The organism is Cupriavidus sp. D384, assembly GCF_001652915.1.
Taxonomy (GTDB): domain Bacteria; phylum Pseudomonadota; class Gammaproteobacteria; order Burkholderiales; family Burkholderiaceae; genus Cupriavidus.
The window spans coordinates 131,732-157,169 of record NZ_BBQI01000093.1 but is presented as its reverse complement, the minus strand read 5'-3'; the positions used below and the strand labels follow the sequence as shown (position 1 = coordinate 157,169).

25 protein-coding genes are annotated in these 25,438 nt (G+C 67.0%); 5 read left to right on the top strand and 20 right to left on the bottom strand.

The window, feature by feature from the left end:
• Positions 1 to 8: 8 nt before the first annotated feature.
• From A9J21_RS22085 to A9J21_RS22025, 13 genes are all read right to left on the bottom strand, one after another.
• The gene (locus A9J21_RS22085; RefSeq protein WP_066739294.1) at positions 9 to 1,379 is read right to left on the bottom strand and encodes a CpaF family protein; all 1,371 of its coding nucleotides are present in this window, start codon (positions 1,377 to 1,379) and stop codon (positions 9 to 11) included.
• Positions 1,380 to 1,467: 88 nt separating this feature from the next.
• Positions 1,468 to 2,661, bottom strand: a complete 1,194-nt coding sequence (locus A9J21_RS22080) for an AAA family ATPase (protein ID WP_066739293.1) — start codon at positions 2,659 to 2,661, stop codon at positions 1,468 to 1,470.
• 49 nt (positions 2,662 to 2,710) lie between these two features.
• Positions 2,711 to 3,169: a TadE/TadG family type IV pilus assembly protein gene (locus tag A9J21_RS22075; RefSeq protein WP_066739292.1), complete on the bottom strand. Its 459-nt coding sequence runs from the start codon at positions 3,167 to 3,169 to the stop codon at positions 2,711 to 2,713.
• Positions 3,166 to 3,687 carry a TadE/TadG family type IV pilus assembly protein gene (locus A9J21_RS22070; protein ID WP_066739291.1) on the bottom strand — a complete coding sequence of 174 codons (522 nt, stop codon included), beginning with the start codon at positions 3,685 to 3,687 and terminating at the stop codon, positions 3,166 to 3,168. The genes A9J21_RS22075 and A9J21_RS22070 overlap by 4 nt, the downstream gene beginning before the upstream one ends.
• A 9-nt stretch (positions 3,688 to 3,696) precedes the next feature.
• Positions 3,697 to 5,004: a pilus assembly protein TadG-related protein gene (locus tag A9J21_RS22065; protein WP_066739290.1), complete on the bottom strand. Its 1,308-nt coding sequence runs from the start codon at positions 5,002 to 5,004 to the stop codon at positions 3,697 to 3,699.
• Between the two features lie 34 nt (positions 5,005 to 5,038).
• Positions 5,039 to 5,386: a hypothetical protein gene (locus A9J21_RS22060; RefSeq protein WP_066739289.1), complete on the bottom strand. Its 348-nt coding sequence runs from the start codon at positions 5,384 to 5,386 to the stop codon at positions 5,039 to 5,041.
• 26 nt (positions 5,387 to 5,412) lie between these two features.
• Complete coding sequence (locus A9J21_RS22055; protein ID WP_066739288.1) at positions 5,413 to 7,284, bottom strand: type II and III secretion system protein family protein; 1,872 nt, start codon at positions 7,282 to 7,284, stop codon at positions 5,413 to 5,415.
• A 67-nt stretch (positions 7,285 to 7,351) separates the two neighbouring features.
• Positions 7,352 to 8,200, bottom strand: a complete 849-nt coding sequence (gene cpaB, locus A9J21_RS22050) for a Flp pilus assembly protein CpaB (RefSeq protein ID WP_066739287.1) — start codon at positions 8,198 to 8,200, stop codon at positions 7,352 to 7,354.
• 45 nt (positions 8,201 to 8,245) lie between these two features.
• Positions 8,246 to 9,655 carry an ATP-binding protein gene (locus tag A9J21_RS22045; RefSeq protein WP_404851404.1) on the bottom strand — a complete coding sequence of 470 codons (1,410 nt, stop codon included), beginning with the start codon at positions 9,653 to 9,655 and terminating at the stop codon, positions 8,246 to 8,248.
• Between the two features lie 80 nt (positions 9,656 to 9,735).
• Complete coding sequence (locus tag A9J21_RS22040; protein WP_066739285.1) at positions 9,736 to 10,239, bottom strand: prepilin peptidase; 504 nt, start codon at positions 10,237 to 10,239, stop codon at positions 9,736 to 9,738.
• A 42-nt stretch (positions 10,240 to 10,281) separates the two neighbouring features.
• The gene (locus A9J21_RS22035; RefSeq protein ID WP_066739284.1) at positions 10,282 to 10,455 is read right to left on the bottom strand and encodes a Flp family type IVb pilin; all 174 of its coding nucleotides are present in this window, start codon (positions 10,453 to 10,455) and stop codon (positions 10,282 to 10,284) included.
• Positions 10,456 to 10,497: 42 nt separating this feature from the next.
• On the bottom strand, positions 10,498 to 10,671 hold the full coding sequence (locus A9J21_RS22030) for a Flp family type IVb pilin (protein ID WP_066739283.1): 174 nt from the start codon (positions 10,669 to 10,671) through the stop codon (positions 10,498 to 10,500).
• A gap of 93 nt (positions 10,672 to 10,764) precedes the next feature.
• Positions 10,765 to 10,938 carry a Flp family type IVb pilin gene (locus A9J21_RS22025; RefSeq protein ID WP_066739282.1) on the bottom strand — a complete coding sequence of 58 codons (174 nt, stop codon included), beginning with the start codon at positions 10,936 to 10,938 and terminating at the stop codon, positions 10,765 to 10,767.
• 1,070 nt (positions 10,939 to 12,008) lie between these two features.
• Here A9J21_RS22025 and A9J21_RS22020 point away from each other — a divergent pair.
• Genes A9J21_RS22020 through A9J21_RS22010 form a run of 3 tightly spaced genes read left to right on the top strand, consistent with a single transcriptional unit; the run spans position 12,009 to position 15,574 of the window.
• Positions 12,009 to 13,277, top strand: coding sequence for a glycosyltransferase family 87 protein (locus A9J21_RS22020; protein ID WP_066739281.1), 1,269 nt, complete (start codon positions 12,009 to 12,011; stop codon positions 13,275 to 13,277).
• A 1-nt stretch (position 13,278) separates the two neighbouring features.
• On the top strand, positions 13,279 to 14,508 hold the full coding sequence (locus A9J21_RS22015; protein WP_066739280.1) for a glycosyltransferase family 87 protein: 1,230 nt from the start codon (positions 13,279 to 13,281) through the stop codon (positions 14,506 to 14,508).
• Between the two features lie 49 nt (positions 14,509 to 14,557).
• On the top strand, positions 14,558 to 15,574 hold the full coding sequence (locus A9J21_RS22010) for a glycosyltransferase family 2 protein (RefSeq protein WP_066739279.1): 1,017 nt from the start codon (positions 14,558 to 14,560) through the stop codon (positions 15,572 to 15,574).
• Positions 15,575 to 15,601: 27 nt separating this feature from the next.
• Here A9J21_RS22010 and A9J21_RS22005 read toward each other — a convergent pair whose 3' ends face one another.
• From A9J21_RS22005 to A9J21_RS21985, 4 genes are all read right to left on the bottom strand, one after another.
• The gene (locus A9J21_RS22005) at positions 15,602 to 16,822 is read right to left on the bottom strand and encodes a glycosyltransferase family 87 protein (RefSeq protein ID WP_066739278.1); all 1,221 of its coding nucleotides are present in this window, start codon (positions 16,820 to 16,822) and stop codon (positions 15,602 to 15,604) included.
• Positions 16,823 to 16,876: 54 nt separating this feature from the next.
• Entirely contained in the window at positions 16,877 to 17,344 is a 468-nt protein-coding gene (locus A9J21_RS22000; protein WP_066739277.1) for a GtrA family protein, read from the bottom strand.
• Positions 17,345 to 17,388: 44 nt separating this feature from the next.
• Positions 17,389 to 18,765 (bottom strand): sigma-54 dependent transcriptional regulator, encoded by a 1,377-nt coding sequence (locus A9J21_RS21995; protein WP_066739276.1) that lies wholly within the window; start codon positions 18,763 to 18,765, stop codon positions 17,389 to 17,391.
• A 1,037-nt stretch (positions 18,766 to 19,802) separates the two neighbouring features.
• Positions 19,803 to 20,726 carry a LysR substrate-binding domain-containing protein gene (locus A9J21_RS21985; protein ID WP_066739274.1) on the bottom strand — a complete coding sequence of 308 codons (924 nt, stop codon included), beginning with the start codon at positions 20,724 to 20,726 and terminating at the stop codon, positions 19,803 to 19,805.
• 90 nt (positions 20,727 to 20,816) lie between these two features.
• Between A9J21_RS21985 and A9J21_RS21980 the strand changes: the two genes are divergently transcribed.
• Positions 20,817 to 22,079, top strand: coding sequence for a nitrate/nitrite transporter (locus A9J21_RS21980; RefSeq protein WP_066739318.1), 1,263 nt, complete (start codon positions 20,817 to 20,819; stop codon positions 22,077 to 22,079).
• Positions 22,080 to 22,109: 30 nt separating this feature from the next.
• Here A9J21_RS21980 and A9J21_RS21975 read toward each other — a convergent pair whose 3' ends face one another.
• The 3 genes from A9J21_RS21975 to A9J21_RS21965 are packed head-to-tail and all read right to left on the bottom strand — an operon-like array spanning position 22,110 to position 24,161.
• A complete protein-coding gene (locus A9J21_RS21975; RefSeq protein WP_066739317.1) occupies positions 22,110 to 22,646 on the bottom strand; it encodes a TPM domain-containing protein in 537 nt (178 codons plus the stop codon).
• Positions 22,647 to 22,666: 20 nt separating this feature from the next.
• Positions 22,667 to 23,521 carry a YgcG family protein gene (locus A9J21_RS21970; protein ID WP_066739273.1) on the bottom strand — a complete coding sequence of 285 codons (855 nt, stop codon included), beginning with the start codon at positions 23,519 to 23,521 and terminating at the stop codon, positions 22,667 to 22,669.
• A 31-nt stretch (positions 23,522 to 23,552) separates the two neighbouring features.
• On the bottom strand, positions 23,553 to 24,161 hold the full coding sequence (locus tag A9J21_RS21965; RefSeq protein WP_066739272.1) for a LemA family protein: 609 nt from the start codon (positions 24,159 to 24,161) through the stop codon (positions 23,553 to 23,555).
• 365 nt (positions 24,162 to 24,526) lie between these two features.
• On the opposite strand from A9J21_RS21965, the gene dapA reads away from it, so the two are divergent.
• The gene (gene dapA, locus A9J21_RS21960) at positions 24,527 to 25,417 is read left to right on the top strand and encodes a 4-hydroxy-tetrahydrodipicolinate synthase (protein ID WP_066739271.1); all 891 of its coding nucleotides are present in this window, start codon (positions 24,527 to 24,529) and stop codon (positions 25,415 to 25,417) included.
• Positions 25,418 to 25,438 lie beyond the last annotated feature (21 nt).

Sequence of the window (25,438 nt, the reverse complement as noted above, 5' to 3'; positions counted from 1 at the left end):
GCGCGGGCTCAGACTTCGTAGCGCCGCGCGGGATCGTAGATTTCGTCGGGCAGGCCCACGCCGAACACGCGCAGCCGCTCGGCAAACTTCGGATACACGCCGGTGGCCTTGAAGTGGCCCCGGACGGTGCCATCCTCGGCCACGCCGGTACGCTGGAAGGTGAAGATTTCCTGCGTGTTGATGATGTCGCCTTCCATGCCCGTGATCTCCTGGATGCTGATGATCTTGCGCCGGCCGTCCGTCAGGCGTGCTGCCTGGACCACCACGGTGATCGCCGAGGCGATCTGCTGCCGCATGGCCTTCGCGGGCATGGTCAGGCCAGCCATGCTGACCATGTTTTCTAGCCGGGTCAGCGCGTCGCGCGGCGTGTTGGCGTGGATGGTGGTGAGCGAGCCTTCGTGGCCGGTGTTCATGGCGTTGAGCATGTCCAGCGCCTCGCCGCCGCGGATTTCGCCAAGGATGATGCGGTCGGGGCGCATCCGCAGGGCGTTGCGCACCAGGGCGCGCTGCGTGATCTCGCCCTTGCCCTCGATGTTGGGCGGCCGGGTTTCCAGGCGCAGCACGTGGGGCTGACGCAGTTGCAGTTCCGCGGCATCCTCGATGGTCACCACGCGTTCGTCTTCGGGGATGAAGCCTGACAGGATGTTCAGCAGCGTGGTCTTGCCGCTGCCGGTACCGCCCGAGACCAGCACGTTCACCTTTGCATGCGCCAGCGCCTGCAGCAGCTGGGCCATCGGCTGGGTCAGGCTTTTCAGCGCCACCAGGTCGGAAACCTGCAACGGATTGACCGAGAAGCGGCGAATCGACAACAGCGGACCATCGATGGCGGAGGGCGGGATGATGGCATTGACGCGCGAGCCGTCAGGCAGCCGGGCGTCCACCATGGGGCTGGTTTCATCGATGCGGCGCCCCACGCGCGACACGATCTTCTCGATCACCTTCATCAGGTGGGCGTCGTCGTAGAAGACCACGTTCGTCAGTTCCAGCTTGCCGCGCCGTTCCACGTAGGTCTGGCGCGCGGTATTGACCAGGATGTCGGAGACGGTAGGGTCGTTCAGCAGCGGCTCCAGCGGGCCGAAGCCGAACATCTCGTCATAGATCTCCACGGTCAGCTGGCGGCGCTCGTTGTCGTTGAGCAGCACCTTCTGCTCCTCGATGATCAGGTTCACCAGGGTGGAAATCTCCTGGCGCACCTGCTCCTGGGGGAAGTGCGCCAGGCGCTCCAGTTCCACGCGGTCGAGCACGGTCTCGTGTACGTCGCGCTTGAGCGCGTGATATCCCGGGGAATTCGTGTTCGCGCCCATGTTGAAATGGATCGCGGCGTGGCCGTTGGCCGTAAAGGGGGTCCCGGCGTTGGCGAGCTGTTCGCGGATTGACATGATGGCTCCTGGCTAGACGGATTCGGTTCTGGCTGCTCTGGCGGATCTGGTGGCGCTGGCGGGTCGGGCTGGGCCGGGGCTGGCGGCTTCAGGTGCTGCGGGCGCGCAGCATCAGCTTGCGCAGCGGCGATACGCTTTCCTGCCGGCTGCGGCGTTCGGCCTCCTGGCTGGGCGCCAGCTGCATCGCCATCGACTGCAACGCGCGGGCGATGCTGCTGCGCTTGCTCAGCTTGGCTACCGGCTCGCCGTGGCTCACGGCCTCCTCGACCGCGGCCGGATCGTCCGGCAGTGCGAAGGCCACTTTCATGCCGAAGATTTCCTCCATCGTGGCGCGCGGCACTTCGTTCTTGCGGCCCACGCGGTTCAGCACCACGCGGATCTTGTCGTCGGGGTAGTGCAGGGCGCGCAGGATATCGAGCAGGCGCCGGCTGGGGCGGCCAAAGGCAATGCTGGGCTCGGTCACCACGCAGACGCGGTCGCTGTGATCGAGCATGCTGATCGACAGCGGATCGATGCTCTGCCCCACGTCGAAGATCACGTAGTCGTAGTTCGGCTGCATGACCGACAGGATCCACTCCAGCTTTTCCTTCTGGATCTGGCTGGCGCGCACCGGGTCTGCGGCGCCCGCGAGCATGTCGAAGCCGTTGTCGACATGCACGAGGCAGGCCTCCAGGAATGCCGCGTCCATGCGGTCGATCTGGCTGCAGATTTCCGACAGCGTGCTGGGCGGGGGCTGGTCGGTCACGATGTAGGTGAGATCGCCGAAATGGCGGTTCAGGTCCACCACCAGCACGCGCTTGCCGAAGTGGCGGGACAGCGCGTCGCCCAGGTTCGCGGCAATGAAGCTGGTGCCGGCGCCGCCCTTGCAGGAAATCAGCGACACCACCTGGGCCACTTCCTGTGATCGCGGCACATGCGTGGCTTCGACCCGCTTGAGCGCTTCGGCGAGCTGGCTCTTGTCCAGCGGCCAGGAGAGCACGTCGCGCACGCCTGCGCGCATCGCCTGGATCAGCACGGCGGAGTCGTGCGACTGCGTGATCAGGATGCAGGGCAGGTCGGGATGCTGCTGGCGCAGCGTTTCCACGGCGAACATCTGCGCGGGCCCGATATCGGCCAGTTCCAGGATCAGCAGGTCGGCCATGCGCAGGCGGCTGGCCTGCAGCGGCAGGCGCGCCAGCCCTTCCTGCAGCGACATGGTCTGGAAGTTTCCGGCGTTGGCCGTCAGCCGGTTGATCTCAGCCAGCCGTTCGGCGTCATCGGATGCGATCAGGATCTTGAGCATGGTGTCCTCGCGATGTTCGGGTCGGATGGAGCGAATGGGTGCCTGGGCGTCAGCTGCAGACCGACCCGCCGGTCGACGTCTGCATGCTTTCGCGTGTCATGGTGGTGGTGAAGGCCGGCATGCCGATGCGCAGGCGCATCACCGGTATCACCGTGGCAATCGTCACGTTGGTCACGCTGACGGTCACGGACTGGCAGCTGGCGCGTGCCGTGGCGGGGTCGCTGTCGCAGCCCGTGGGCAAGTAGGCCACGCTGATGTTCGAGTCCTTCAGCACCGGCAGCATGTTTTCCATCTTGGTCTTGATGATGCCGGCGTTGGAGTCGCATACCACGGCTGAGCGCGCGGCCAGGCGCGTGACTTCGGCGGCGGTGTTCCAGTAGAACAGCACCCGCGAGAATTCGATGATGCCGATCAGCAGCGTGAAGAACATGCCCGCGATCAGCGCGAATTCCACCGCGGCGACGCCGCGCTGCCGGGCAAACCTGAGCGGATGGGCGCGATGTTTCATAGCACTTGCCTCATGACGGTGGTGATGTCGCCGAACTTCAGCCCGGAGACGTTGATGAACGATTGCAGCGGCGAGTAGGCAAAGCCGCTGATCCGGACGGCCACCAGGTTCACGGTGCCTGCCTGCGCGCCGGTGCCTGCGGGGTTGTCGTAGGTGGCGACGTTGCTGAACGTCTGGCCCGGGCATCCGCTGCCGTCCACGCGGTCGCAGATGACGACCATCGCCGTGGTCAGTCCCGGTGCCAGCGGCTGGCCGGAGCAGCCGGTGTTTCCATAGGTCGCCAGGCACTTGGTGGCCGCCGTCGGGTACGTAACATCGTCCGGCGAGAACTGCGACAGGTAGCGGGTCGCCGAGCGTGTGGCCTTGGTCAGCGTGTCGTACTGGTAGATCGCGCGCCCGAACTCGGCTACGCCGCACGCCATCAGCAACATCGGCACAAGCAGGATGCCGAACTCGACCGCCGCCACGCCGCGCTGGCGCTTGCGGGTGTGGGCTCGGGAGTGTGTCAGCCGGTTCATGGTCGACTCCTATTGCACCAGCACGGGAACGAGCGGGCCGACGCCGGAACTGGCGCCCGGCATGCCCTGTGTGGCACAGGGGCTGCCCGGCAAGCTGGAGTCGCCGCGATATTCGAGATGCACGGTGTCGTTGGCGCCCCCCTTCTGCATGGGGTCGAGCATCAGCAGGCAGGCCCAGCCCGTCACGGGAATCTGGTGCGTGCCAGGCGTGCTGAGCGACGAGCAGTCGACGATCGGTGCCAGCACCAGGCGCCGGTCGGCGCCACTCTGATAGGTGGCCGCATTCGCCGTGTTGCCTTGCGTGGTCAGGCCGGCGGCCGAATCGCCCTGGTACGGCTTGTAGGCCTTGCGGGCGGTCAGGAAGTTCGACTGCGAGACCCCTTTGGTGTCAGACGACGCGCCGTTGTAGGCATTGCTTTTCGCTGTCCACGACGTGGGCGTATAGGCGAAGCCCGTGAAGTCGGTCACGCCCACGGTGTTGCCCTTGACGATGCCGAAGCGGCTGTTCCATTCGTCGGCAATCGACGCCTTGTTGCCGGTCGTGCCGATCATGGCGCCCGTTGCCGGCAGGTTGCATTGGCCAGGCCCCTTGAGCTGGTTGGCCAGGTCCTTGGCGTTGCTGCCGCCGCTCAGATCCGCCCAGCCGAAATTCCCGCCCCCGTAGGACAGGTCCTGCACATCCGATGTGCCGGCCTTGGTTGTCAGCCATTGTCCAATCGTGTAGCCGCCGGGCACCGGCGGCGTGGCGGTGTCGGCCCGGCAGACAAACACCGGAATCGCGCACGTGGTCTGGGCCGAGGTGGTGGTGGCCACCGCGAAGGCGGCTACCGTGCTCGGGCCGATGTTGGTGCCGGGCAAGGCGTTGAGCACCTGTGCGAACCAGTTGGCGATGCCGCCGCGCGAGACTTCGCACTTGACGTACTTGATGGTGTTGAGCGCGTACGTGACCGAGTTCTTGTCGAGGAAGGCGTTCGACAGCGAATCGCTGTACGTCACGGCCTCGGTCGACGTGATGCCCGGCTGCTGTTCCAGCTTGCCCTGGAACAGCACCAGGTTGCGGGCGCCGGCCGTGATGCCCGCCGCTTCGGAGACCATCAGCGGGGTGGCGCCGGTCAGGTCGCGCGCCGCGGCCAGCGCGCACGAGTCTGCCCGGTTCTGCAGCTCGCTCTTGCTCACGTACAGCTTGCCGAGATCGAGGGCCAGGCCGATGAAGCCGACCAGCACCGCGATCATGATGCCGACGATGATGGCGACGGCGCCGCGCTGCCGCGCATGGATGCGCGGCAGTGGCTTGCGGTAAGGCCTGGTTCTGGACATGGTGTGACCCTCCCCGGAAAGCGTTGCGTTTGCTCTAGCGTTGGCCGCCGCCCATGCCGACGCCGCCGTAGCCGCCGCCCGAGCCGAAGTCGATGCCAAAGACGCTGGGCGAGCTGCCGGTGCCTTGTTGCAGCCGCAGCAGCGAGCGGTCGAAGTTCCGCATCGCGGCGACCGCCGTCTTGCCGTCGGTGCCTTCGACGGTGGGCAGCCCGGCAGGCGCATCGGGGTTGATGATCTGCTGCTGCTTGATGGCGGCCAGCGCCTCGCCCCGGTGCTGGTCCCACACCGGCGTCGAGGTCATGCAGGCCGACAGCCCGAGGCAGGTCAGGGTGCCGAGCACCAGTGTGGCGGCGCTGCGCGAAAGCTTGCGTGTCTTGTTCATGATCGTTCTCCTTGTGGCGCGGCGGATCAGTTGCTGCCTGCAGTGCTGGGGCCGGTGACCGCAGCGGCGGCCCTGGCCTGGGCCAGGCGCTGCGCGGTGGCCTCGATGCGCGCGACGCGTGCGGTGTGGCCCTCTGCCGCGGCGGTGGGCGCTGGGCCGGAGGCCGGCGGCGCCTGGGGCGGCCGCGGCCCGGCTGCGGCTACCGGTACCGACGCGGTTGCGGGTGCCCCGGGAGCGGGCTCGTCAAGGACCCTGCCGACCGGAACCGTCGGGACCGACGTGCCCGGGGTGGTCTCGGTGCGCGGTGCCGAAGGTGCGGGTGCCGGGGCCGTTGCCGGTGCTGCGGGTTGCGAAGGCGCCGGTGCGGGCTGCTGCGGCTGCTTGCCCCGGCCTTCCATGTTGCCCATGAAGTAGAGCGACAGCGGGTCAGGCGTGGTGAAGCCGTCGGTCGGCAGCGGATAGTTCTGGGTCGCCATCGGCTTGACCAGGCGCGGCGTGATGATGAACACCAGCTCGGTCAGGTCCTGCTGGAACTGCGTGCTGCGGAACAGCGTGCCGAGCACCGGCACTTCGCCCGCGCCGGGCAGGGCCTTCAGCGCGCCGCGTGCGCTGTCCTGCAGCAGCCCGCCAATCGCGAAGCTCTCGCCATCGCGCATCTGCACGGTGGTGGAGGCACGCCGCGTGGTGATGAGCGGCAGGATGGTCTGGCCGGTCAGGGTGCTGCCGCTGACCGTTGCGCCGGTGGGCGACAGTTCCGACACTTCCGGCGACACCTTCAGGTGGATCCGGCCGTTTGCCAGCACCGTGGGCGTGAATTTCAACCCGACGCCGTATTCCTCTTCCTGCAGCGTGATGGTGGACGCCCCGCCCAGCGCATTGCTCTGGGCCACCGGGATGTAGATCTTGCCGCCCGCCAGGAAGCTGGCCTCCTGGCCGCTGATGGTGACCAGGTTAGGTTCGGCCAGCACCTTCACCAGGCTGTCGTTCTTCTGTGCGTCGATGGCGAGATTGAACGGCTTGTTGTTGGCCTTGCTGCCGAAGAAGCCGGCCGCCGCGCCCGTGAGCAGGTTCGTGAGCACGCCACCGGTCCAGGACCCGAAGCCGCCCTGGATATTGACGGCCGAGCCCAGCTGGTTCAGCAGCGTCTTGGAGACTTCGGCAACCTTCACTTCCAGCATCACCTGTTGCGGGGTGTCGACGGACATCATGTTGAGCACGCCGCCCTTCCTGGCGTTGGCGCCGTCGCCCTGGGCCGCGTTGGCGTAGGCCTGGGCGATGTCCATGGCCTGCAGGGCCGCCTGCGAGCTGGACACGCTGCCGGTCAGCACCAGGTTGTCGGCGGCGGTCATCACGCGAATGCCCGACTCGCCGGGCAGCAGTTGCGCCAGCGATGTCTGGAGACCGTTCGAGTCCGCGTTGACCACCACGTTGATGATGCTGCAGGCGCCGCTGCGGCCCTGCACGATCATGTTGGTGGTGCCCACGGTGCGACCCAGCACATAGAGCGTTTGCGGAGACACCATCGTCGCCTGCACGACATTCGGATTGCCCAGCGTACGGTTGCGCACCGGCTCGGGCAGCGGAATCAGCTGCGACTTGCCCACCGGCACGATCACGCTCGATTCATTGCGGATCGCACCGGAGCAGTTCGGTCCCCGCGCATCGGCGGCAACCGATGGCGCGGCCGGAACCGGCGTCATGCTGATGGTCATCTGCACGGGGCCTCCCGCGCCCGGGACCTTGACCGCAGGCCCCGCGGCTGCCGCCGGCGTGGTGGCCTTGGCGACGTTGCCGGCCTCGACGGCGACCTGGGCCGCGGAGGCAAGCGGTGTGCAGAGAATGGCGGCCAGCACGACAAGGCGTGTGCCGCGTGCTGCTTTGGATGTCTTCTCGTTCATTTTGGGTCTCCCCCCGGAGAATGATTCGGATGGATGCGTGATGCGTCTCGGGTGTCACCGTCCACGTTCAGAAGCACTCAAGGCTGCCCTGGACACCTGCCAGCACGCCTACGCAGTTGCCAGAGCGCGCCGGCGCGGCCACGATGGTGCGGGTCTTGACCACGGTGCGCGGCGCGGCAGCGGGTGCGGCGGCCGGTGCCGGCGCGGGCGGCTCGGTACGGCCCAGCAGCGTGTGCTTGGTGGCGCCGCCGGTGTTGATGTCGGCCACGTCCATCTGGTTGCGCAGCACCAGCGACAGCGTGCCGACGCTGCGTGCCACATCGAGCTTCTCGGCCTGGTCAGGCGTGACTTCGAGCGTCACGGCGTTGACCACCTTCGGCTGCGTGTCGTCGCGGCTGACCTGCTGGGCCACGGCGAGCACCAGGATCTTCTCGAGCACGATCTTCGAGATATTGCCGTTCTGGGTGTTCTTGACTTCCTCGTTCGTGTTGACGATGACGTCCACGTAGTTGCCCGGCAGCGCAAATCCGGCCACGCCCACCACGTCATTGACGCGAACCGTGATGGCGCGTTTGCCATCGTTGATGACCGCCGATAGGCCGCCCTTGGTGCCGATGGGTGCCAGCTTGGCGTCAAGGATGGGTTCGCCGCGCTGCAGGCTGGTGCGGACCACGCGGCCGTCCAGGGCCTTGAGGTCCTCGAACGCGCCCGGCGGCACGCTGGTGGCCGGCCAGCTCACGAGCTTGAGCTGGCTGCCGTTGAGCGGCTGCCCGAGGTCGAGGTCGTTGGCAGCCACCACCACCTGCTTGACCGAACTCGACGACTGCTGCAGCAGCCACCGGGATGCCGATACCACCGCTGCCGCGCCGGCGACCAGCGCAATCAGCAGCATCAGGATTGCTCGCGTGTTCTTCATGATGACTCTCCCCTACGTGTGTACGTGCTTCCTGGTTGGGCCGGTTCAGCCCGCTGCACGATGGCCGGCTGGCCAGCGGTGTTCGGTGACTGGCGACGAGACTTCCGGCCTGGCGCGCAAGCCGTAGTAGCTCTGCCAGGCGCGGCACAGCCCCTCTTCGGTGACGTGCGGCGCGTCGTCGTGGTAGCGCAGGTGCGATGCCACCAGCCGCAGCAGGTCGCGCGGGATGCAGGCCAGCAGCGGCGTGTCGCTGGAGAAGTGCAGGCTTTCCAGCAGAAAGTCGAAGGCCGGTTCCGGGCACACCAGGCCGAGGTCGGCGGCGGTGCGCAGGCAGACCTCGCGGTAGTCGTCGACGGACAGCGGTCCCACATAGAGCTTGCTGCCGAGCCGGCGCAGGAATGCGTCATCGCTCAGCTGGCTGGGCTCGAGGTTCGTGGAGAACACCGGCCATACGTCAAAGGGCACCGAGAACCGCACGCCGCTGTGCAGCGTGAACATGTCGATGCCGCGATCCAGGGGCACGATCCAGCGATTCAGCAGTTGGTCCACGCCCACCATCTGCCGCCCCAGGTCATCGACGATGTAGATGCCGTTGTTGGCCTTCATGTGCGGCGGTGCCTGATAGAAGCCCGAAGCGTTGTCGTAGCGCAGATCCAGCATCGAGAGCGTCAGCTCGCCGCCGGTCAGCACCACGGGCCGGTGGCAGACGACCCAGCGGCGGTCCAAGGCCCGGGGCATGGCCGATGCCTCGCCGGCCGCAAGCGGGGTGTGCACCAGGGGGTCCAGCACCTGGATGATCTCGCCCGCCACGGTGATCGCGTGCGGCACGGGGATGGCACCCGGCAGCAGCGCGCCAAGGCGCTGCGCCAGATAGGTCTTGCCGCTGCCCGGGGGGCCGTAGATCATCAGCGCCCGTGCGGTGTTCAGCGCCATGCCGATGGCTTCGAGCAGCGTGCCCGGTACCACCAGGTCCTGGAACGCGCTGGCCACGTTGGCCTGCGTCACCGAGGTGTGGTGGATGGAGTGCAGGGCGATGGCATCGACATACGCCTGCAGCGTGACCGGCGCGGCGCCCGTGTAGCTGCATCGTGCGATGGTCTCGGCGGCGCGGGCATAGCCTGCATCGGTCAGGCGGAACCGCACGTCGATGTCGCTGGCGCCGCGATGCGCCACTTCGAGCAGCCGTTCGCGAACGCCAAGCGCTGCGATTTCGTTCACCACGGAAGCCGGCAGCCGGAGCGTATCCATCAGGATGGTCAGCGAGACGCTGCGGTGCAGGTAGGCGGCCTTCAGCAGCAGGCCCAGCAACAGCGACACGTCAAGCCCGGTATCCGCGATGGTGCGCGGCGCTACGGTCCAGGCGGGCGGTGGGTCCTGGTCGACCTGGACATGGCGGACCATCGAGGCAACTGCCTCGGGGAGTCGAGTCGCCTGGTCGTCGTGGTGATCTAGCATTGCCGTTCCCCTTGAGAATGTGGTCTGCGTATCAGCGTCGCCGCGTGGCGTTGTCCGCCCATGCGGCATGGATTGGCCCGTCATGTCCGGGCGAACAGCATGGTCAGCGTGCCGGCCGCAATCGCCACGCCGTAGGGCAGCGAGCCCACCGATGGGCCAGCCTGGCCCGTGAGCGCGATGCCGCCGAGGTTGCGCAGCAGCTGGCGGCCCTTGCCGGACACGAGCACCAGCGCCAGCGCCCAGGCGCCACCGATCACGAAACAGACAAGGGCGATCCACGCGGCAAGCTGCGCGCCCAGCCAGGCGCCTATCGCCGCCATCAGCTTGACGTCGCCCGCAGCCATGCCGCGCAGCAGATAGACGGGCAGGAAGATGCCGAAACCGGTCAGCCAGCCGAGTGCCCACGCGGAAGCCCCCGCAGCCGGCCCGTGCACCATCATCTGGACGGGCAGCGCGGCCAGCCATGCGCCGAACGTCAGCCAGTTCGGAATGCGGCGGCGTTGCAGGTCCGTGGCGGCGGCAGTCAGCACCACCGCGATGACGATGGGGCCGATGAAGGGCGAGAGCGACGGAATGGTGGTCATGGCGGACTCGGTTCGTTCTGGTTTGGCCCTGGGCTACCCGGTTCAGGGCATCTCCGCTGCAATCAATTCGTAGAGCGCCTTGACATCGCTGCCCAGGACGCTCACGGCACCAATGATCACCATTGCAATCAAGGCACCCAGCAATGCGTACTCGATCGACGTCACGCCGCGTGCATCGCGCCAGAAGGCCCGGCAGAGGGTTCGGATGGCGTGCATGGTGGTCTCCTCAGTGGGGCCGTTGCCCGGTGATGGGCCGGTTCAGTTCAGCTCCGCGCCAATAAAGCTGAAGACGCTGCTCAGGTTCGTGCCGACGGTCTGCACCGTGGCGATGATCACCACCGCGATCAGTGCGGCGATCAGGCCGTACTCGATGGCGGTGACACCGTCGTCGTCGCGAAGAAAGGCTTGCAGGCTGGCGATGGGCTTATGCATGGTTGCTCTCCTGGGTGGGGGTCCGTGATGTCGGGCGTTGCAGGCTCCGCAGCGTGGGGCACGCACGCGCCACGCTGCGGAGCCTGCGGTCCATCAGCCGAGTTCGGCGCCGATGAAGCTGAACACGCTGCTCAGGTTGGTGCCGACGGTCTTCACCGTGGCGATGATCACCACCGCGATGAGCGCGGCGATCAGGCCGTATTCGATGGCGGTGACGCCGTCTTCGTCGCGGACAAAGCGCTTCAGGTTTTGGGTCAGGGTTTGCATGGCAGCTCCTTCTGTTGGAGAAAAACACTTCTGTGGGGACTACGAACGAACAATCGGAAACTCAGAACCGGAAACGGCGGCAGCGCGGCGGCGCGCAGATGGCGCAGCAGTGGAATGGCCACCGGCCGGCGCCCGTGCCGGGGCCTTGCGGGCTGCGGGCCTGCAGGCGCCGTTCGGCGGAGGCATGAACGCACCGTGCCGCATGTTGGGCGTGGCTGGCGCGTGCCATGCAACGGAAGGGCACGCTGCCGCCGCCGCGGGCGGAGACGATGCAACCCTGTGCCCGATGCACTCTCACGAGCAGACCAATAGCTGGCATGGTGTGGCTCCCCGAATCGTTGTTGTCTGCCGGCTGTCACAGCCTTCGCTGGCAGTTGCAGCTGGCCGGTTGGCCGGTGCTGCATGCCTGGCATAGGCAAACCGCGGGCCAGCCACGGCGAAATCGTTACGGCACAAGGCTTTGCGGGAAGGAGTGTCGTCAGGGGGCGGTGGCGATGCGGGCCGAAAGGGCTGTTTCGGGCCTCCGTCGTTGCCGGGTGGAAACGCTGGGCCGGCGATTTTTTTTGGATGAGGCCGCCGACGGATGAATCAGGCCAGGCCGGCGTTGCGGTGTCGCCGGGATGCTCGGCTGCCTGGTTCATCCGAAAGCATGAGGCAGACGTGGCGGATCGACGGGGCTGGTCAGGCCGTTGGATGACAACCGGCGGAGTGGGCCTGTGCGGCACCAGCCCTGACCCGACTGATGGATGAACCGCCCGGCTGCAGGGGCAACGTTTCCGAACAGAAACGTTCGCGGTGGCCCCGTGTGCAGGCCGACTCGCGTGCCGGATTTTCGCGTCGCCCGCAAACGCTTGCGGGACGCCGTTTTCCGTCGCGAAGCCCACCGTGATTCAGAACGGAAACGTTGCAGCCGTCAACCGGGCTTCAGGCGGCGTCGCGCCGGTTCCGGGCGCCTGGCGTGCCTTGCGCAAACGCCCTCGCATGACAAGACTAAGGCAACGCCAGGCCCTGCCGAAGTCCGGAACACTGCGACACGGCGCCTGCAAGACAACAATGGAACGGGGCAAGTCATGAATCAGGAAGCGATCCGGGCAGACTCGGGAAAGCATGGGGGGCAAGCGGGCCGCGCATGGCTGGATCTGGACCGGGCACGCGTCTACAGCGCCGCGGTGCTGTTCCTGTTCATCGTCCTGATGGTGACCTGGGCCTGGTACAGCAATGGGTTCACCGACAGCCACGTCAGCCGGCCTGGTGCCGACTTCGCCGTGTTCTGGAGCGCGTCGTACCTGGCGCTGAGCGAAGGCGCGGTACAGGCCTACGACGTTGCCAGGCATCTCGAGGTGATGGCGGCCTACGGGCCACTCGGGGTCGATAGCACCATCGTGCTGCCGTGGCTGTATCCGCCCACATTCCTGCTTGTCGTGCTGCCGCTGGCGACGCTGCCGCTGGCATTCAGCTACGTGCTGTTCGTGATGGCAAGCGGCTACGCCTACCTGCGGGCGATGGGCGGCGTGGTAGGCGCCGGATCGTTGCTGCGGCGCGGCCTGTGGTTGCCGGTGCTGGCGTCGCCGGCCGTCCTGATTTCCGTCATCCTGGGCCAGAACTCGCTGCTGACGGCGGCGCTGGTCGGCGGGGCGGTCTGCCTGCTCGGCAGGCGTCCGGTGCTTGCCGGCGTGCTGATCGGGCTGCTGGCGATCAAGCCCCAGCTGGCGTTGCTGGTACCGGTGGCGCTGATCGCCGGACGCCATCTGCGCACGCTCGCCAGCGCAGCGGCCACGGCGGCGCTGTTCGCGGCCGTCAGCGTGGCGATTTGCGGCTGGGAGACCATTCCGGCGTTCCTGCGCAGCGTTGCGTGGGCCCGCGCAAACCTGGTGGAAGGCACCCCTGACGGGTGGTATGGCATGCCGTCCGTCCTGGCGGCTGCGCAACTGGCGGGGCTGGGCCCGGCCGCCGCCTATGCCATGCAGGGGCTCGCAGCCGTGGCGGCGGCAGCGTCCGTGGCCTATGTCTGGTCACGCACGCAAGAGGCGCCGCTGTGCGTGGCGGTGCTGGCCGCCGGCGCGCTACTGGCAACGCCGTATGTGCGCCACTACGAGCTGACCTGGATGGGCATTGCCGCTGCGGGCCTGGTCGGCGACGGCATCCGCCACGGGCTGGTCAATCGCGAGCGCGCGTTGCTGCTGGTGGCATGGTGGCTGCCGCTCTTCGAGCACGCGAATCCCAAGCTCGGCCTGCCGCAGATCGGCCCCGTGGTGTCGGCATTGCTGGTGCTGGTGGCTGTGCGCCGGGCGATGGCCCGTACCGTGTCCGCGCCGGTTGCGGCGCCGGTGGGGACCTGACATGACCACCCTGCGGGCTGCCGCGCGTGGCACGGGGGCGGGTGCGTCACCCACGCATTGGCTCGACCAGCGTCGCCTGCGGCTCTATGCGTGCGTGGCGCTGGCGTGCTACGCGCTGTACTTCGGCATCTGGCTGCTTCGCGCCTGCGTGCTGAAGAGCCCGGGCGTGTATGCGCCGGGTGGCGATTTCGTCGTGTTCTGGAGCGCGGCCAAACTGGCACTGTCCGGCGGCGCGGCCGCGCCCTACGACCTGGCCGCGCTGCGGCAGATGGAGCTGTCCGCCGTGCCCGGGCTTGCCATTGGCGACGGGGTGCTGCCCTGGCTCTACCCGCCCGCATCGCTGTGGTTCGTGCTGCCGTTCGGGCTGCTGCCGTACGGGCTGGCGACGCTGGCCTTTCTGGCCGGAGGCGCCGTCTGGTACGCGTGGGCGATGCACCGCACGCTGCCATGGCGCGACGCGCGCCTGGCGGCGGTGGCGTTCCCCGGTATTGCCGTTGTGCTGGCAACCGGCCAGAACGCGCTGTGGCTGGCCGGGTGCGCCGGCCTGGCCCTGACCTGCCTGCGGTCGCGTCCGGTGCTGGCGGGCGTGCTGCTGGGCGTGGTGGCAATGAAGCCGCAGCTGGCGCTGATGTTTCCGGTGGCGCTGCTCTGTGCGCGTGCCTGGCGTGCGCTCGGGGCGATGATCGCCACGACGCTGGTGCTGACACTGGTATCGCTGCTGGCGTTCGGTACCGGCCCGTTTGCCGCCTTCCTGCACAACGCGGTCTTGGCGCGCGAATCGGTAGAGCAGGGCTCCGCGCTGCTGGCGCGCATGCCCACGGTATTCGCCGCGGTGAAGCTGCTCGGTGGCGGCCTGCTGCTGCCCTATGCCATCCATGGGCTGGTGGCGGTAGCTGCACTGGCGGCGGTGATGTACGCATGGACCGGGGCCTGCAGTTTCGCGCTGCGCGCCGCGGTGCTTGTCACGGCCGGCTTGCTGCTGCCCGCCTACCTGTACGACTACGACCTGGTGTTCCTCGGGCTGGCGATTGCCTGGCTTGGCGTGCACGGCCATCGCACGGGCTGGCTGCGTGGCGAGCGCGAACTGCTGGCGCTGCTGTGGCTGATGCCGCTGTGGACCCGCGTGACCGATGCGGAGATTGGATTCCAGCCGCTGCCGCTTGGGCTGATGCTTGCCCTGGGGCTTGGCGTGTGGCGAATCCGGTTGGAAAGGGCCGAAGGCATCGGCTGATGCCGGGAGACAAGGTGCGCCACCGGGCGCGCCGGGGAGGAAAGAGATCATGGCTGACTATGACGAAAACCAGTTCTTGTCGCTGGTGGTGCCGTTCTACAACGAGGGCAGCGCGCTGCAGGCTTTCTTTGCACGGGTGGTGCCGGTGCTGGAATCGGTGCCGGGGACGCGCTTCGAGATTGTCTGTGTCAACGACGGCAGCAGCGACGACACGCTCGCGCGGCTGATCGAGGTCTCGCGGCGCGATGCACGTGTCCGCGTGATCGACCTGACACGCAACTTCGGCAAGGAGGCGGCGCTGACCGCCGGCATCGACGAAGCCTTTGGCGACGCGGTGATCCCGATCGACGCCGATCTGCAGGACCCGCCCGAACTGATTCCTGTAATGGTGGAGAAGTGGCGGGACGGTGCCGAGGTGGTGCTGGCGCAGCGTTCCAGCCGCGCCACCGACACGTTCCTGAAGCGTGTGACGGCCACCGCCTACTACCGCGTGCACAACTGGATGTCGGAACTGAAGATCCCCGAGAACGTCGGCGACTTCAGGCTGATGGACCGCGCCGTGGTCAACGCGCTGAAGCAGTTGCCGGAGCGTCACCGGTTCATGAAGGGCCTGTTCGCCTGGGTGGGCTTCAGCACGGCGATCGTCCAGTACGAGCGGGCCCCGCGCAGCGCCGGCGAGTCCAAGTTTTCCGGCTGGCGGCTCTGGAACCTGGCGCTGGAGGGCATCACCAGCTTCAGCACGCTGCCGCTGCGCAGCTGGACTTACGTGGGATCGTTTGTCGCCATGATTGCGTTCTGCTACGGCTCGTTTATCGTGGCGCGGACGATTGTGCTGGGTGTCGATGTGCCGGGCTATGCGTCGGTGCTGTCGCTGCTGCTGTTCTTCGGCGGACTGCAGCTGATCGGCCTGGGTGTGCTGGGCGAGTACATCGGCCGTATCTACGACGAATCGAAGGCACGGCCGATCTACCTGGTCAAGCGCCGCTATCAGGACCGCCGGCCGCAAGGGCGCTTTGGCAGTGGCGGCCGCGTGATCTCGCTCGCGGCGGGCGGCAAGCGGCAGTGAGTTTCCCGGGGGAGCCGCCCGGTCCCGTCAGGGCCGGGCGGTTTTGTTTTGGTGCCGCGCCACGATCATGGCAAGCAGTCCGGCCAGGACAAAGGGCGTGAACTGCGGCATGCCGTCGATCACCAGCGGGCTCACCGCCTGCGCGGGCACCAGCCACGCGACGACCAGCAGCAAACGCTCCCATGCACGGCTGCCATGCCGGACCATATCCACGCACAGCAGCGCCAGCGGAATCGCCAGCCAGGCCAGGTCGTAGTAGATCAGGTAGGGCTGGACGAGCAGGGTGCCGATCACCAATGCCGACGCACCGAGCGCAAGCCGGGCCCCGCCACACCAGATCCACACGCACGCGCCCACCGCGCACATTGCCACGGCGCCATGCAGCGCGTAGGCCAGCGGCACGTCGGCGCCAGCCACGCGCAGCATGCCGAAAATCGTCGGCGCGCCACGCAGGATGCTGCTGTTGACGGCCACGGCGTCGCGGAACATTGCCATGCTCCGGAAGAAGGCCGGATAGATGTCCAGCCCGAAGACGAGCGTCGTCAGGCCGGCAAAGAGCACGGAGCATCCGGCAGCGGCCGCAAAGGCGACCCAGCGCCGCTCGCAAAGCAGCATCAGCGGAAACAGCACGCCGAGTTGCGGCTTGACGCATAGCAGCGCGATGCAGGCCCCGGCCGCAACCGGATGGCGGCGCAGCCACCACAAGGCGCAGCCTGCGGCCACGGCCGTGAACAGCGAGTTCTGGCCTGCGATCAACGCGACCCAGAGGCCCGGGAATGCGAGCGCCGGCAGGAACCAGTAGCGGTGCAGCTGGCCCACCACGGTACGCATATGGCCCAGATACGCCGCGATGCCGGCCAGCGAGAACAGCACCAGTGCCAGCCCGAAAGGCACCAGTGCCAGGGGGTAGATCAGCAGCAGGAACGTCGGCGGATAGGCGAACGGGCCGAATGTGGTGGGCAGCAGCGGCCGCTCGGCCAGGCGCAGCAGTTCCCAGTCGTAGGCCGCGGGCGCGCCGTGCAGCTGCGCGAGTCCCGAGGCGCACCAGTACACGACAAAATCCCAGCCCATCCCCGGCACGGTCGGATTGGCAAGGATCGTGTGGCTGTACCACCATGCCGCGATCACCACGCATTCGAGAACCAGCAGCGTGCCTGCGTAGAGGCAGATGCGCCCGGGTGTGAGCCAGCGGGCAGGGCGTGTGGTATCGGGCGAAGCCGTCTTGGAAAGGTCGGTGGCCGCTGGCATGCGGGCTCCTCTTGATGGGCCGCACCGGCCCGCTGGCAGTGAGGGAGGACCCACTCAGCGATACGTCCAGGCGCGGTGCAATATGAAGGTGACGACCGGCACCACCGACAGGATCATCGCCAGGCCGGCCCAGTAGCCAAGCCCCAGGGCCTGGGCGCCGGCCGATATGCCAAGCGTCAGGCCCAGTCCCAGCAGCGATACGATCAGAAAGCGCACGTAGCTGTCGCGCGTGGGCGTGGTGCCGAAGCTCCACAGCGTGTTGAGCAGATACGACGCGACATTGGCAACGACGAACGCCACGCCGTTGGCGCCCACCTGCGAGGCGTGCAGCAGGTAGATCAACGGCGTGGCCACCGCCACGTGGATGCCGGTGGCGATAACGCCCGACACGCCGAAACGGAGCAGTCGCACGAACGTGTCGCGCGACGGCAGGCGCTGCCAGATCGTCGGCCTGGCCGTGGCCTGGTCTGGCGCGCCCCGCGAGCGCAGGCGGGGCTGGGAGCGGGACTGGGCGTGCTGCATGATCGAACTCCGCACCGGCTACCGGTTCATCCGTTCAGTTCAGTTCAGTTCTGGACGCAGACCAGCCCCACGTTGCCCTTGCGCACCTGCAGCTTGTAGTCGCGCATCAGCCGGAACAGCGTGACGCGCGAGATGCCAAGCTCGGCGGCCACATCGATCAGGCGCTCGTGGTGCCGTTGCAGGGCCTCGACAATCGCGTTCTGTTCGGCCGTTTCGCGGATCGCTGCCAGCGTGGGCGGCTTGCTCTCCACGGGCGTGCCGAGTTCCAGATCGGACGGCTGGATCACGCCGTTCTCGCACATGGCGGCCGCCAGGCGGATGCGGTTCAGCAGTTCGCGCACATTGCCGGGCCAGGAATGGGCGGTGATGGCGCGCAGGGCCAGCGGCGAAAAGCCGCGGATATGCTCGGGAGAGTCCTTGCGCACGGCCTCCAGGATGTGTTCGGCCAGCAGCAGCACATCGGAGCCGCGCTCGCGCAGCGGCGGCTGCTTGACGCGCAGCACGCACAGCCGGTGATAGAGGTCGCCACGGAACCGCTCGGTCGCGACGGCCGCTTCGAGATCGACGTGCGTGGCCGAGATGACCCGGACATCCACCGCCACCGATTCCGTGCCGCCGAGCCGTTCGATGCGCCCGGTTTCCAGGAAGCGCAACAGGCTGGTCTGGCTTTCGAGCGGCATGTCGCCGATTTCGTCCAGGAACAACGTGCCGCCTTGCGCAATCTCGATCCGGCCCGGCTTGCGCTTGGTGGCGCCAGTGAAGGCGCCACGCTCGTAGCCGAACAGCTCCGACATCAGCAGCGTGGGCGGGATGGCTGCGCAGTTGACCGCGACAAACGGCTGGTTGGCCCGGCGCGAGGCACGGTGGATGGCCTGCGCGGCCAGTTCCTTGCCCGTGCCGGACTCGCCCGAGATCAGCACCGGTGTGTCCCACCTGGACACCTTCTCAATGCTGCGATACAGCGCCTGCATGGCACTGCATTCGCCAATGATCCCGTTCGGACGCGCCTCGGGCGCTGCCGGCTGCTCGCGGCCCGGACGCAGGGCGGCCATGCCGACCGCGTGGCCGAGCGCCCGGCTCAGGTCGGCCATGTTGAACGGCGCCGTGTAGTAATCGATGAAGTAGAGCCCCAGCAGCTTGCGTGCGGTGTCGGTCAGCGCGCCGGCGCAGCTGATCGCGCCAACCCAGCCGACCTGACGCGACGCCAGCCACGGCTCCATCAACTCGACCTCGGCGTCGCTGAAGCCGCTATGGAAATCGAACAGCCCCGCCGAGAACTGCCCATCCAACGGCAGCGCGGCCAGATCCTCGAGGCTGTTGGCGAACACCAGCTTCCATCCCTGTCCAGACAGGAAGCGGCACAACGACGCGTCGTGATGCCTGGAGACATACAGCAACGGGCGGTTGACGTAGTAGCTCATTTTTTTCCCCCAGCATTTCTTGTTTTTTCCAACTGCCGTGGTGACGAGTCATATACGGACTCCACCACCTGGCTTGCGGGAGAAAGGGAACGTTGAATCGCTGGAGGCAAGCCCATCCGGCGCGGTTGCGCCTGGCCGAGCAGAGCGGCGGTAATGCGTGACCCGCGCCGCTGCGTCGTGATTATGAGTATCCCCCGGTTCCGGCTTTGGATTCGCCGATTCCCGTTTCCCGCAAACTTTTTCCCGGTCGGCCCATCCACCGGACACGCTGACTACCCCAATGAGCCGCATACAACAGAAGAAAAAACCCTGGGCATATATGTCGTGGCAGCAGTCCGGCCATTTCGCCAGATGCCGCCACGCGGATTGGATCTGTGCATCGCTGCATCAGTCCATCACTTGTTGCGGGTCCCGTATCGCCTGGGAACGCTGCGGGCCCGCAAGACCGACCCGTCCCTGGAATCAGCCCTTTGATTGGAATATAGTCATGCATCCCCGACTTGTGTTAAGTCACTGATTTTTATTGTATTTTTTTCGCGGCCCGATTTTTGCCCCGTTTTACGGTGCAAAAGTGTTCCATTCATGAAACTGGGTCAGGATCGGTCATCAGGTGGCCGGCCGTTTCCATCTAGGGTCCACCCCTCATAAGTACCAAAATCACATGCACTGCGTTGCATGTTTCTCCCCCCGGAAGTGGGTGAAGGAAATGCATCAGACACTTCTGCGGAGATGACATGCCCGACTGGTTTCCCGGGAAGGATGTCTCTCTTCTGATACTTTACCGGGCGGTCCCGTGCGACGGGCGGTTCGCTGTCTTAATCCGGCCTGAAGAAATGGGGCGGGGGTTGAAACTCATTATCGATATCGACCCGGTGCGGGCGATGACATCTCGGTTCCTGTCCGTCATTTGGTCGATTTTCAGCGTTTGGCCTCGCCTTTTCGGATGAGTTTGGGCGGGTCCGGCACCCTCCCTCCAACCTTCGCGCCAAATGGTTGCAATGCTGAAACAAGCGGGGTGCCGCGATGCGCAGGTTGTTTCACTGCTGTAGTTCATTCGCAGGCGCAATCTCGGCAATCTGCTCCTTGAGCCACGCGTGGAAGCGATGGATGGCCTTTTCGCGCGGATTCCCTTCGCGCCAGGTTACCCAGTAATGCAGGCTCGACGGGATGCGCGTGGTGCCGATCTGCACCAGCTGACCGCTGACCAGATAGTCGTGCGCCAGCTGCGCGCGCGCCGTTGCCACGCCCAGGCCGGCGACGGCCGACTGCAGCATCAGCCCGGCGTCCTGGAAGATCGGGCCGCGCTCGGGTTCCTCGGGCGGCAGGCCGGCCAGCAGCAGCCAGTCGCGCCAGGGGCGCAGCGCAAAACGCAACATCGGCATCCGGGGCAGGTCGGCGACCGTAAAGCCGGGGTATTTGGCAAGCAAGGCCGGACTGGCAACGGCAATCACATAGTCTTCAATGAGGTTGTGACATTCGAAGCCGGGCAGATCCACCCGCTGGTGCCAGATGCCGATATCGACGGAATACGGATCGGGTGGCGAGATCTCCGCATGCAGCCGCAGGTGCAGATCCAGTTCAGGCGCCTGTGCATGCAGGCTGGGCAGCCGCCGGATCAGCCAGGCGTTGGCAAGGTCGGCCATCACGCTGACCTGCAGACGCACCACGGGCGGACCCGCCACGTCGCTGGCCTCGCGTAGCGCCACTTCCAGCTGATCCAGCGCGCCGCGCACCTGTTCGGCCAGGCGGGCACCGGCGCTGGTGGGCGTCATGGTCAGCCCGGTACGCCTGAACAGCTTGGTACCGAGGTTGTTCTCCAGGGCGCGGATGTGATGGCTGATGGCACTGTGCGTCAGGGCGAGTTCTTCGGCGGCACGCGAAAAGCTGCGGTGCCGCGCGGCGGCTTCCAGCGCGCGCAGCGCCTGGAGCGGGGGCAGGTGAAGGGGGCGACTGTTGACCATGGCAGGGCGGAATGTCGTCAAATTCTACTCACAATTGCCGCGGGTATCTTTCGCTGGTCTTGCACCACGCTGGTGATCACAATGCAGGACATGAACACTTCCACCGCTCATCCCACGCAACCGGCTGCCGCCACGGCGCTGCCAAACCATGCCTCGCCGGTGCGCTGGCGTGTCCTGGCGTTCTTTTCTCTCGGCTTTCTGGTCTCTTATATCTTCCGCGGCGTGAACCTGGGGTTCGCGCCCTTCCTGACGCGCGAACTGGGGCTGACCGCCGGCGACCTGGGGCTGCTGACCAGCTTCTACTTCCTGGGCTTTGCCTGCGCGCAGTTGCCCGCCGGCATCCTGCTGGACCGCTTTGGCCCGCGCCGCACCGAGGCCGCGCTGCTGATGCTGGCGGTGGCCGGGTCGCTGGTGTTTGCCTGGGCCCCGGGCATGGTCGGGCTGGCCGTGGGCCGCGCGATGATCGGCGTGGGGGTCTCGGTGTGCCTGGGCGCCGCCATCCAGGCGCTGTCGATGTGGTTCCCGTTGTCGCGCATGCCGCTGCTGAACGGGTTGGTGATGGCGATCGGCGGCCTGGGCGCGGTGGTGGTTGGCGCTCCGCTGTCGTGGCTGCTGTCCTGGACGGACTGGCGCACGGTCAGCGCCGGCCTGGCGGCCGTATCTTTCGGCATGGCCGTATTGCTATGGTTCGGCGTGCCCGACGTCAAGCGCGTGGGCAAGGAGAGCTTTGCCGAGCAGTTGCGCGGCACGCGGTTGATCCTGAGCAGCGAACGCTTCTGGCGCGTGGTGCCGCTGACGCTGCTGAACCAGGGCATTTTCCTGGCCGTGCAGACGTTGTGGGTCAGCGCGTACATGCGCGATGTGCAGGGCCTGACCGCCGGCGCCGGCGCCCGGCTGGTGTCGGTGATCGGTATCGCGATGATGGCTGGCTGCGTGGGCGCCGGCTGGGCGGCACGCCATCTGGAGCGGCGCGGCATCAGCCTCTATGCATTCGCCGGCTTCGGCATGATCGGCTTTATCGTGATCCAGCTACTGCTGATGGCGCGCCTGCCGTTTATCCCGCTTGCCGTGCTCTGGGCTGCCTATGGCGTGTTCGGTTCCAGCGGCATCCTGACCTATGCGCTGCTGGCGCGGCGCTTTCCCGATGCGCTGATCGGGCGTGCCACCACGGCCATGACGCTGACCGTGTTCCTGGCCACGTTCGTATTCCAGGTCGGCATCGGCTTCGTGCTCGATTTCTTCCCGGCCACGGGCGGTCACTATCCGGTGGCGGCCCATCTGTGGGTCTGGGCCGGACTTGTGGCGATCCAGGTGCTGGCGGCGATCTGGTACCTGATGGAAAAACAGCCGTAGGGCGCTGGCATCGACTGACAGCGCGGCCGGTCACAGGATGATCGGCCGGTCGTCGAGTTCGTTGGGGTTGCGCCCGCCGTGGGTTGGGAAATGAGTGGTCAGCAGCGCGTGGATCTTCGCAATGGCGTCGAGCACGGGCTTGACCGACAGGTCCCCTGCCAGCCCTTGCGCCAGCTGTGCGCAGACCTGCTGCCATTGCTGGGGCGTGACGCAGGCGTCGATGCCGTGATCGGCCAGCAGTTCCACGGCATGATCGGCCAGATTGATATACAGCAGCACGCCGGTATGGTCCTCGGTATTCCAGACCTCCAGTGCGCCGAACAGCGCGCGGGCGCGTTCGCGCGCCGAGGTGCCGCGCCAGGCCAGCGCCAGCGGCAGGCTGGCTTCGATCACCACGCGTACCTCGCCACGGTGATGCTGCTCGCCCTTGTGCACCGCCACCTGGAGCTGGTGGCGCGCTTCGTCGGGAAAGGCCTTGCGGGCCGTGCCGGGGCCGGTGCCGAGATGGCGCAGCACGCGCTTGAGCGAGCGCCTGGATGAGGGATGCGAAGCCTGCGGTTTGTGCATCGGATCTCCGTTATCCATCGTTACCAGTTGCCGGACGCGCCGCCGCCATCGAAGCCGCCGCCGCCTCCACCGCCAAAACCACCCCCGCCGCCTCCGCCTCCGCCGCCAAAGCCGCCGCCACCGCCGCCACCGCCGCCACCCCAGTGGCGCCCGATCTCGTAGCCGGTCACGCCGCCGAGCCCGCCGGCCGTGCCGGTGGGCCAGCCGCGTCGGCCCGTCACCACGTGGGGGTTGCCGCCGCGCCGCAGCATGGCCGACAGGAAGAAGAACACGATGATCGCCAGCGGGAACAGCACCGGCAGCCAGTCGCCGATGTCGACATTGCCCTGCTGCTTGCGGTCTGGGGCCGCCAGGCCTTCCTTGTCGATGGCCGCCTGGATGGCCGAGATGCCGGCGGCGAGGCCGCCGTAGAAATCGTTCTGGCGGAAATGCGGTGCCATCACATCGCGCAGGATGCGGCCTGACATGGCGTCGGTCAGCGACCCCTGCACGCCGCGCCCCGCCTCGATGCGCATCTTGCGCAGGCCGGGCGGGTTGTCCTTGGCGACGATCACGATCACGCCGTCGTCAATACCCTTGCGGCCTGCGCGCCAGGCGTCGGCCACGCGGATGCTGTAGGCATCGATCGTCTCGGGATCGGTGGTGGGCAGCATCAGCACGAAGATCTGGCTGCCGCGCTGCTGCTCGTACTCGGCCAGCACGTTTTCCAGCGCGTTGCGCTGGTCGGCGCTGAGCGTGCCGGTGAGGTCGGTGACGCGTGCGTTCAGCGGCGGCACCGCCACGAAGCCGTCGGCGGCCCGGGCCGGCCAGCCGGGGACGGCCAGCACAAAGGCCAGCATCAACTCCAGGAACGAGAGCGTAACCAGTCTGCGCATGATGGCGTCCGTGTGTCCGATCCGGCGGCTCTCAGAACTTGACGGCCGGCGGGGTGGAGATGGCTTTCTCGTTCTCCACGGTGAACGACGGCTTGACCGGATACTTGAAGATCATCGCGGTCACGTTGGTCGGAAAGCTGCGGGCCAGCACGTTGTAGTCCTGCACGGCGGCGATGTAACGCTGGCGGGCGACGGTGATGCGGTTCTCGGTGCCTTCCAGCTGGCTTTGCAGGTCGCGGAACGACGCGTCGGCCTTCAGGTTCGGGTAGTTCTCGGAAACCGCCAGCAGCCGCGACAGCGCATTGGTCAACTGGCCCTGCGCCTGCTGGAAGCGGGCGAACGCCTCGGGATCGTTCAGCGTTTCCGGGGTGACCTGGATACTGGTGGCCTGCGCGCGCGCCTTGGTCACGGCTTCCAGCGTCTCGCGCTCGTGGCTGGCGTAGCCCTTCACGGTGGCCACCAGGTTAGGAATCAGGTCGGCGCGCCGCTGGTACTGGTTGACCACCTCGCCCCAGGCGGCCTTGACGGCCTCGTCCTTCTTCTGGAAGTCGTTGTAGCCGCAGGCGGAGAGCAGGCTGGCCAGCAGGCCGAGCAGCAGCCAGCGGAACAGGGCGGGGGTGTGGGCGGTGATGGTGCGCATCAAGGGACTCCTCGATCTCCGGAATGGCAATTCTGGAGTGTAGCGCAGCGTTGTCACGCCGCCGGGCAAAGTGCATGCCGCTTGACGATGGTGGATGCCGGCCGGTAGATTGCTGCGCATGTCGTGCGCCATCCGCCTTTTCTTCATCCTGTCCGTACCCGTCCTGGGCACGGCGGATCAGGCTGCGCGCGCCAAAGCCAAAAAACAGTCGCTCGTCTGACCGGAGCGCGCTGTTCCGTCAGATGGGCGACGGAACAGCACCCACCGGCTGAGAGGGCGGACCCGCCTGGTCTACTTTCCCTGCCGCAAGTCCTGCCTCGTCGCGCATCGGCGGTTTCCTGAACCGGTCGATCCGGAGTGTATGGATGCAAGCCACGCAAACTTCCTTCCAGGGCATCTGGCTGCCGCTGGTAACCCCTTTTACCGACAATGCCGGCGGCCACGCCGTCGATCATGCCGCGCTGCGCCGCCTGGTGATGCACTACCGTGCCACCGGGCTGGCCGGGTTCGTGGTCTGCGGCAGCACCGGCGAGGCCGCCGCGCTCGACCAAGCCGAGCAACTGGCCGCGCTCGATACCGTGCTGGAGGCCGCCGCCGGGCTGCCGGTGGTGATGGGCCTGGCCGGCAATCATCTGGGGCATGCCCTGGCGCGGCTGGAGCGGCTCAATACCCGTCCGCTGGCAGGGGTGCTGGCGCCGGCGCCTTACTACATCCGTCCGTCGCAAGCGGGTTTGCGCGACTGGTTCGCACGGCTGGCCGACGCCGCGCGGGCGCCGCTGGTGCTCTATGACATTCCATATCGCACCGGCGCCACGCTGACGCTGGACACCCTGCTGGCATTGGCTGACCACGACAATATCGTCGCGATCAAGGATTGTGGCGGCAATGCGCAGACCACACAGGCGCTGATCGCGGATGGCAGGCTGGCGGTGCTGGCGGGAGAGGATCACCAGTTGCTGGGTACGCTGGCATTGGGCGGGAGCGGGGCGATCATCGCGTCGGCGCATTTCCGGCCCGAACTGTTCGTCGAAATCTGGCGCGCGGTGGGAGAAGGGCGGCTTGCCGACGCGCGCCGCCTGTTCCATGCGCTGATGCCGCTGGTGCAGGCGCTGTTCGCCGAGCCCAACCCGGGGCCGGTCAAGGCGCTGCTTTCACGTCAAGGCTGGTTGCGCAACGAACTGCGCGCGCCGATGACCAGGGCATCGCCGGAACTGGCGAACCAGCTCCCGAAGCTGTTCGATGCGGCTTGTTGTTGAGGCTACGGGGCAGCCTCGCTT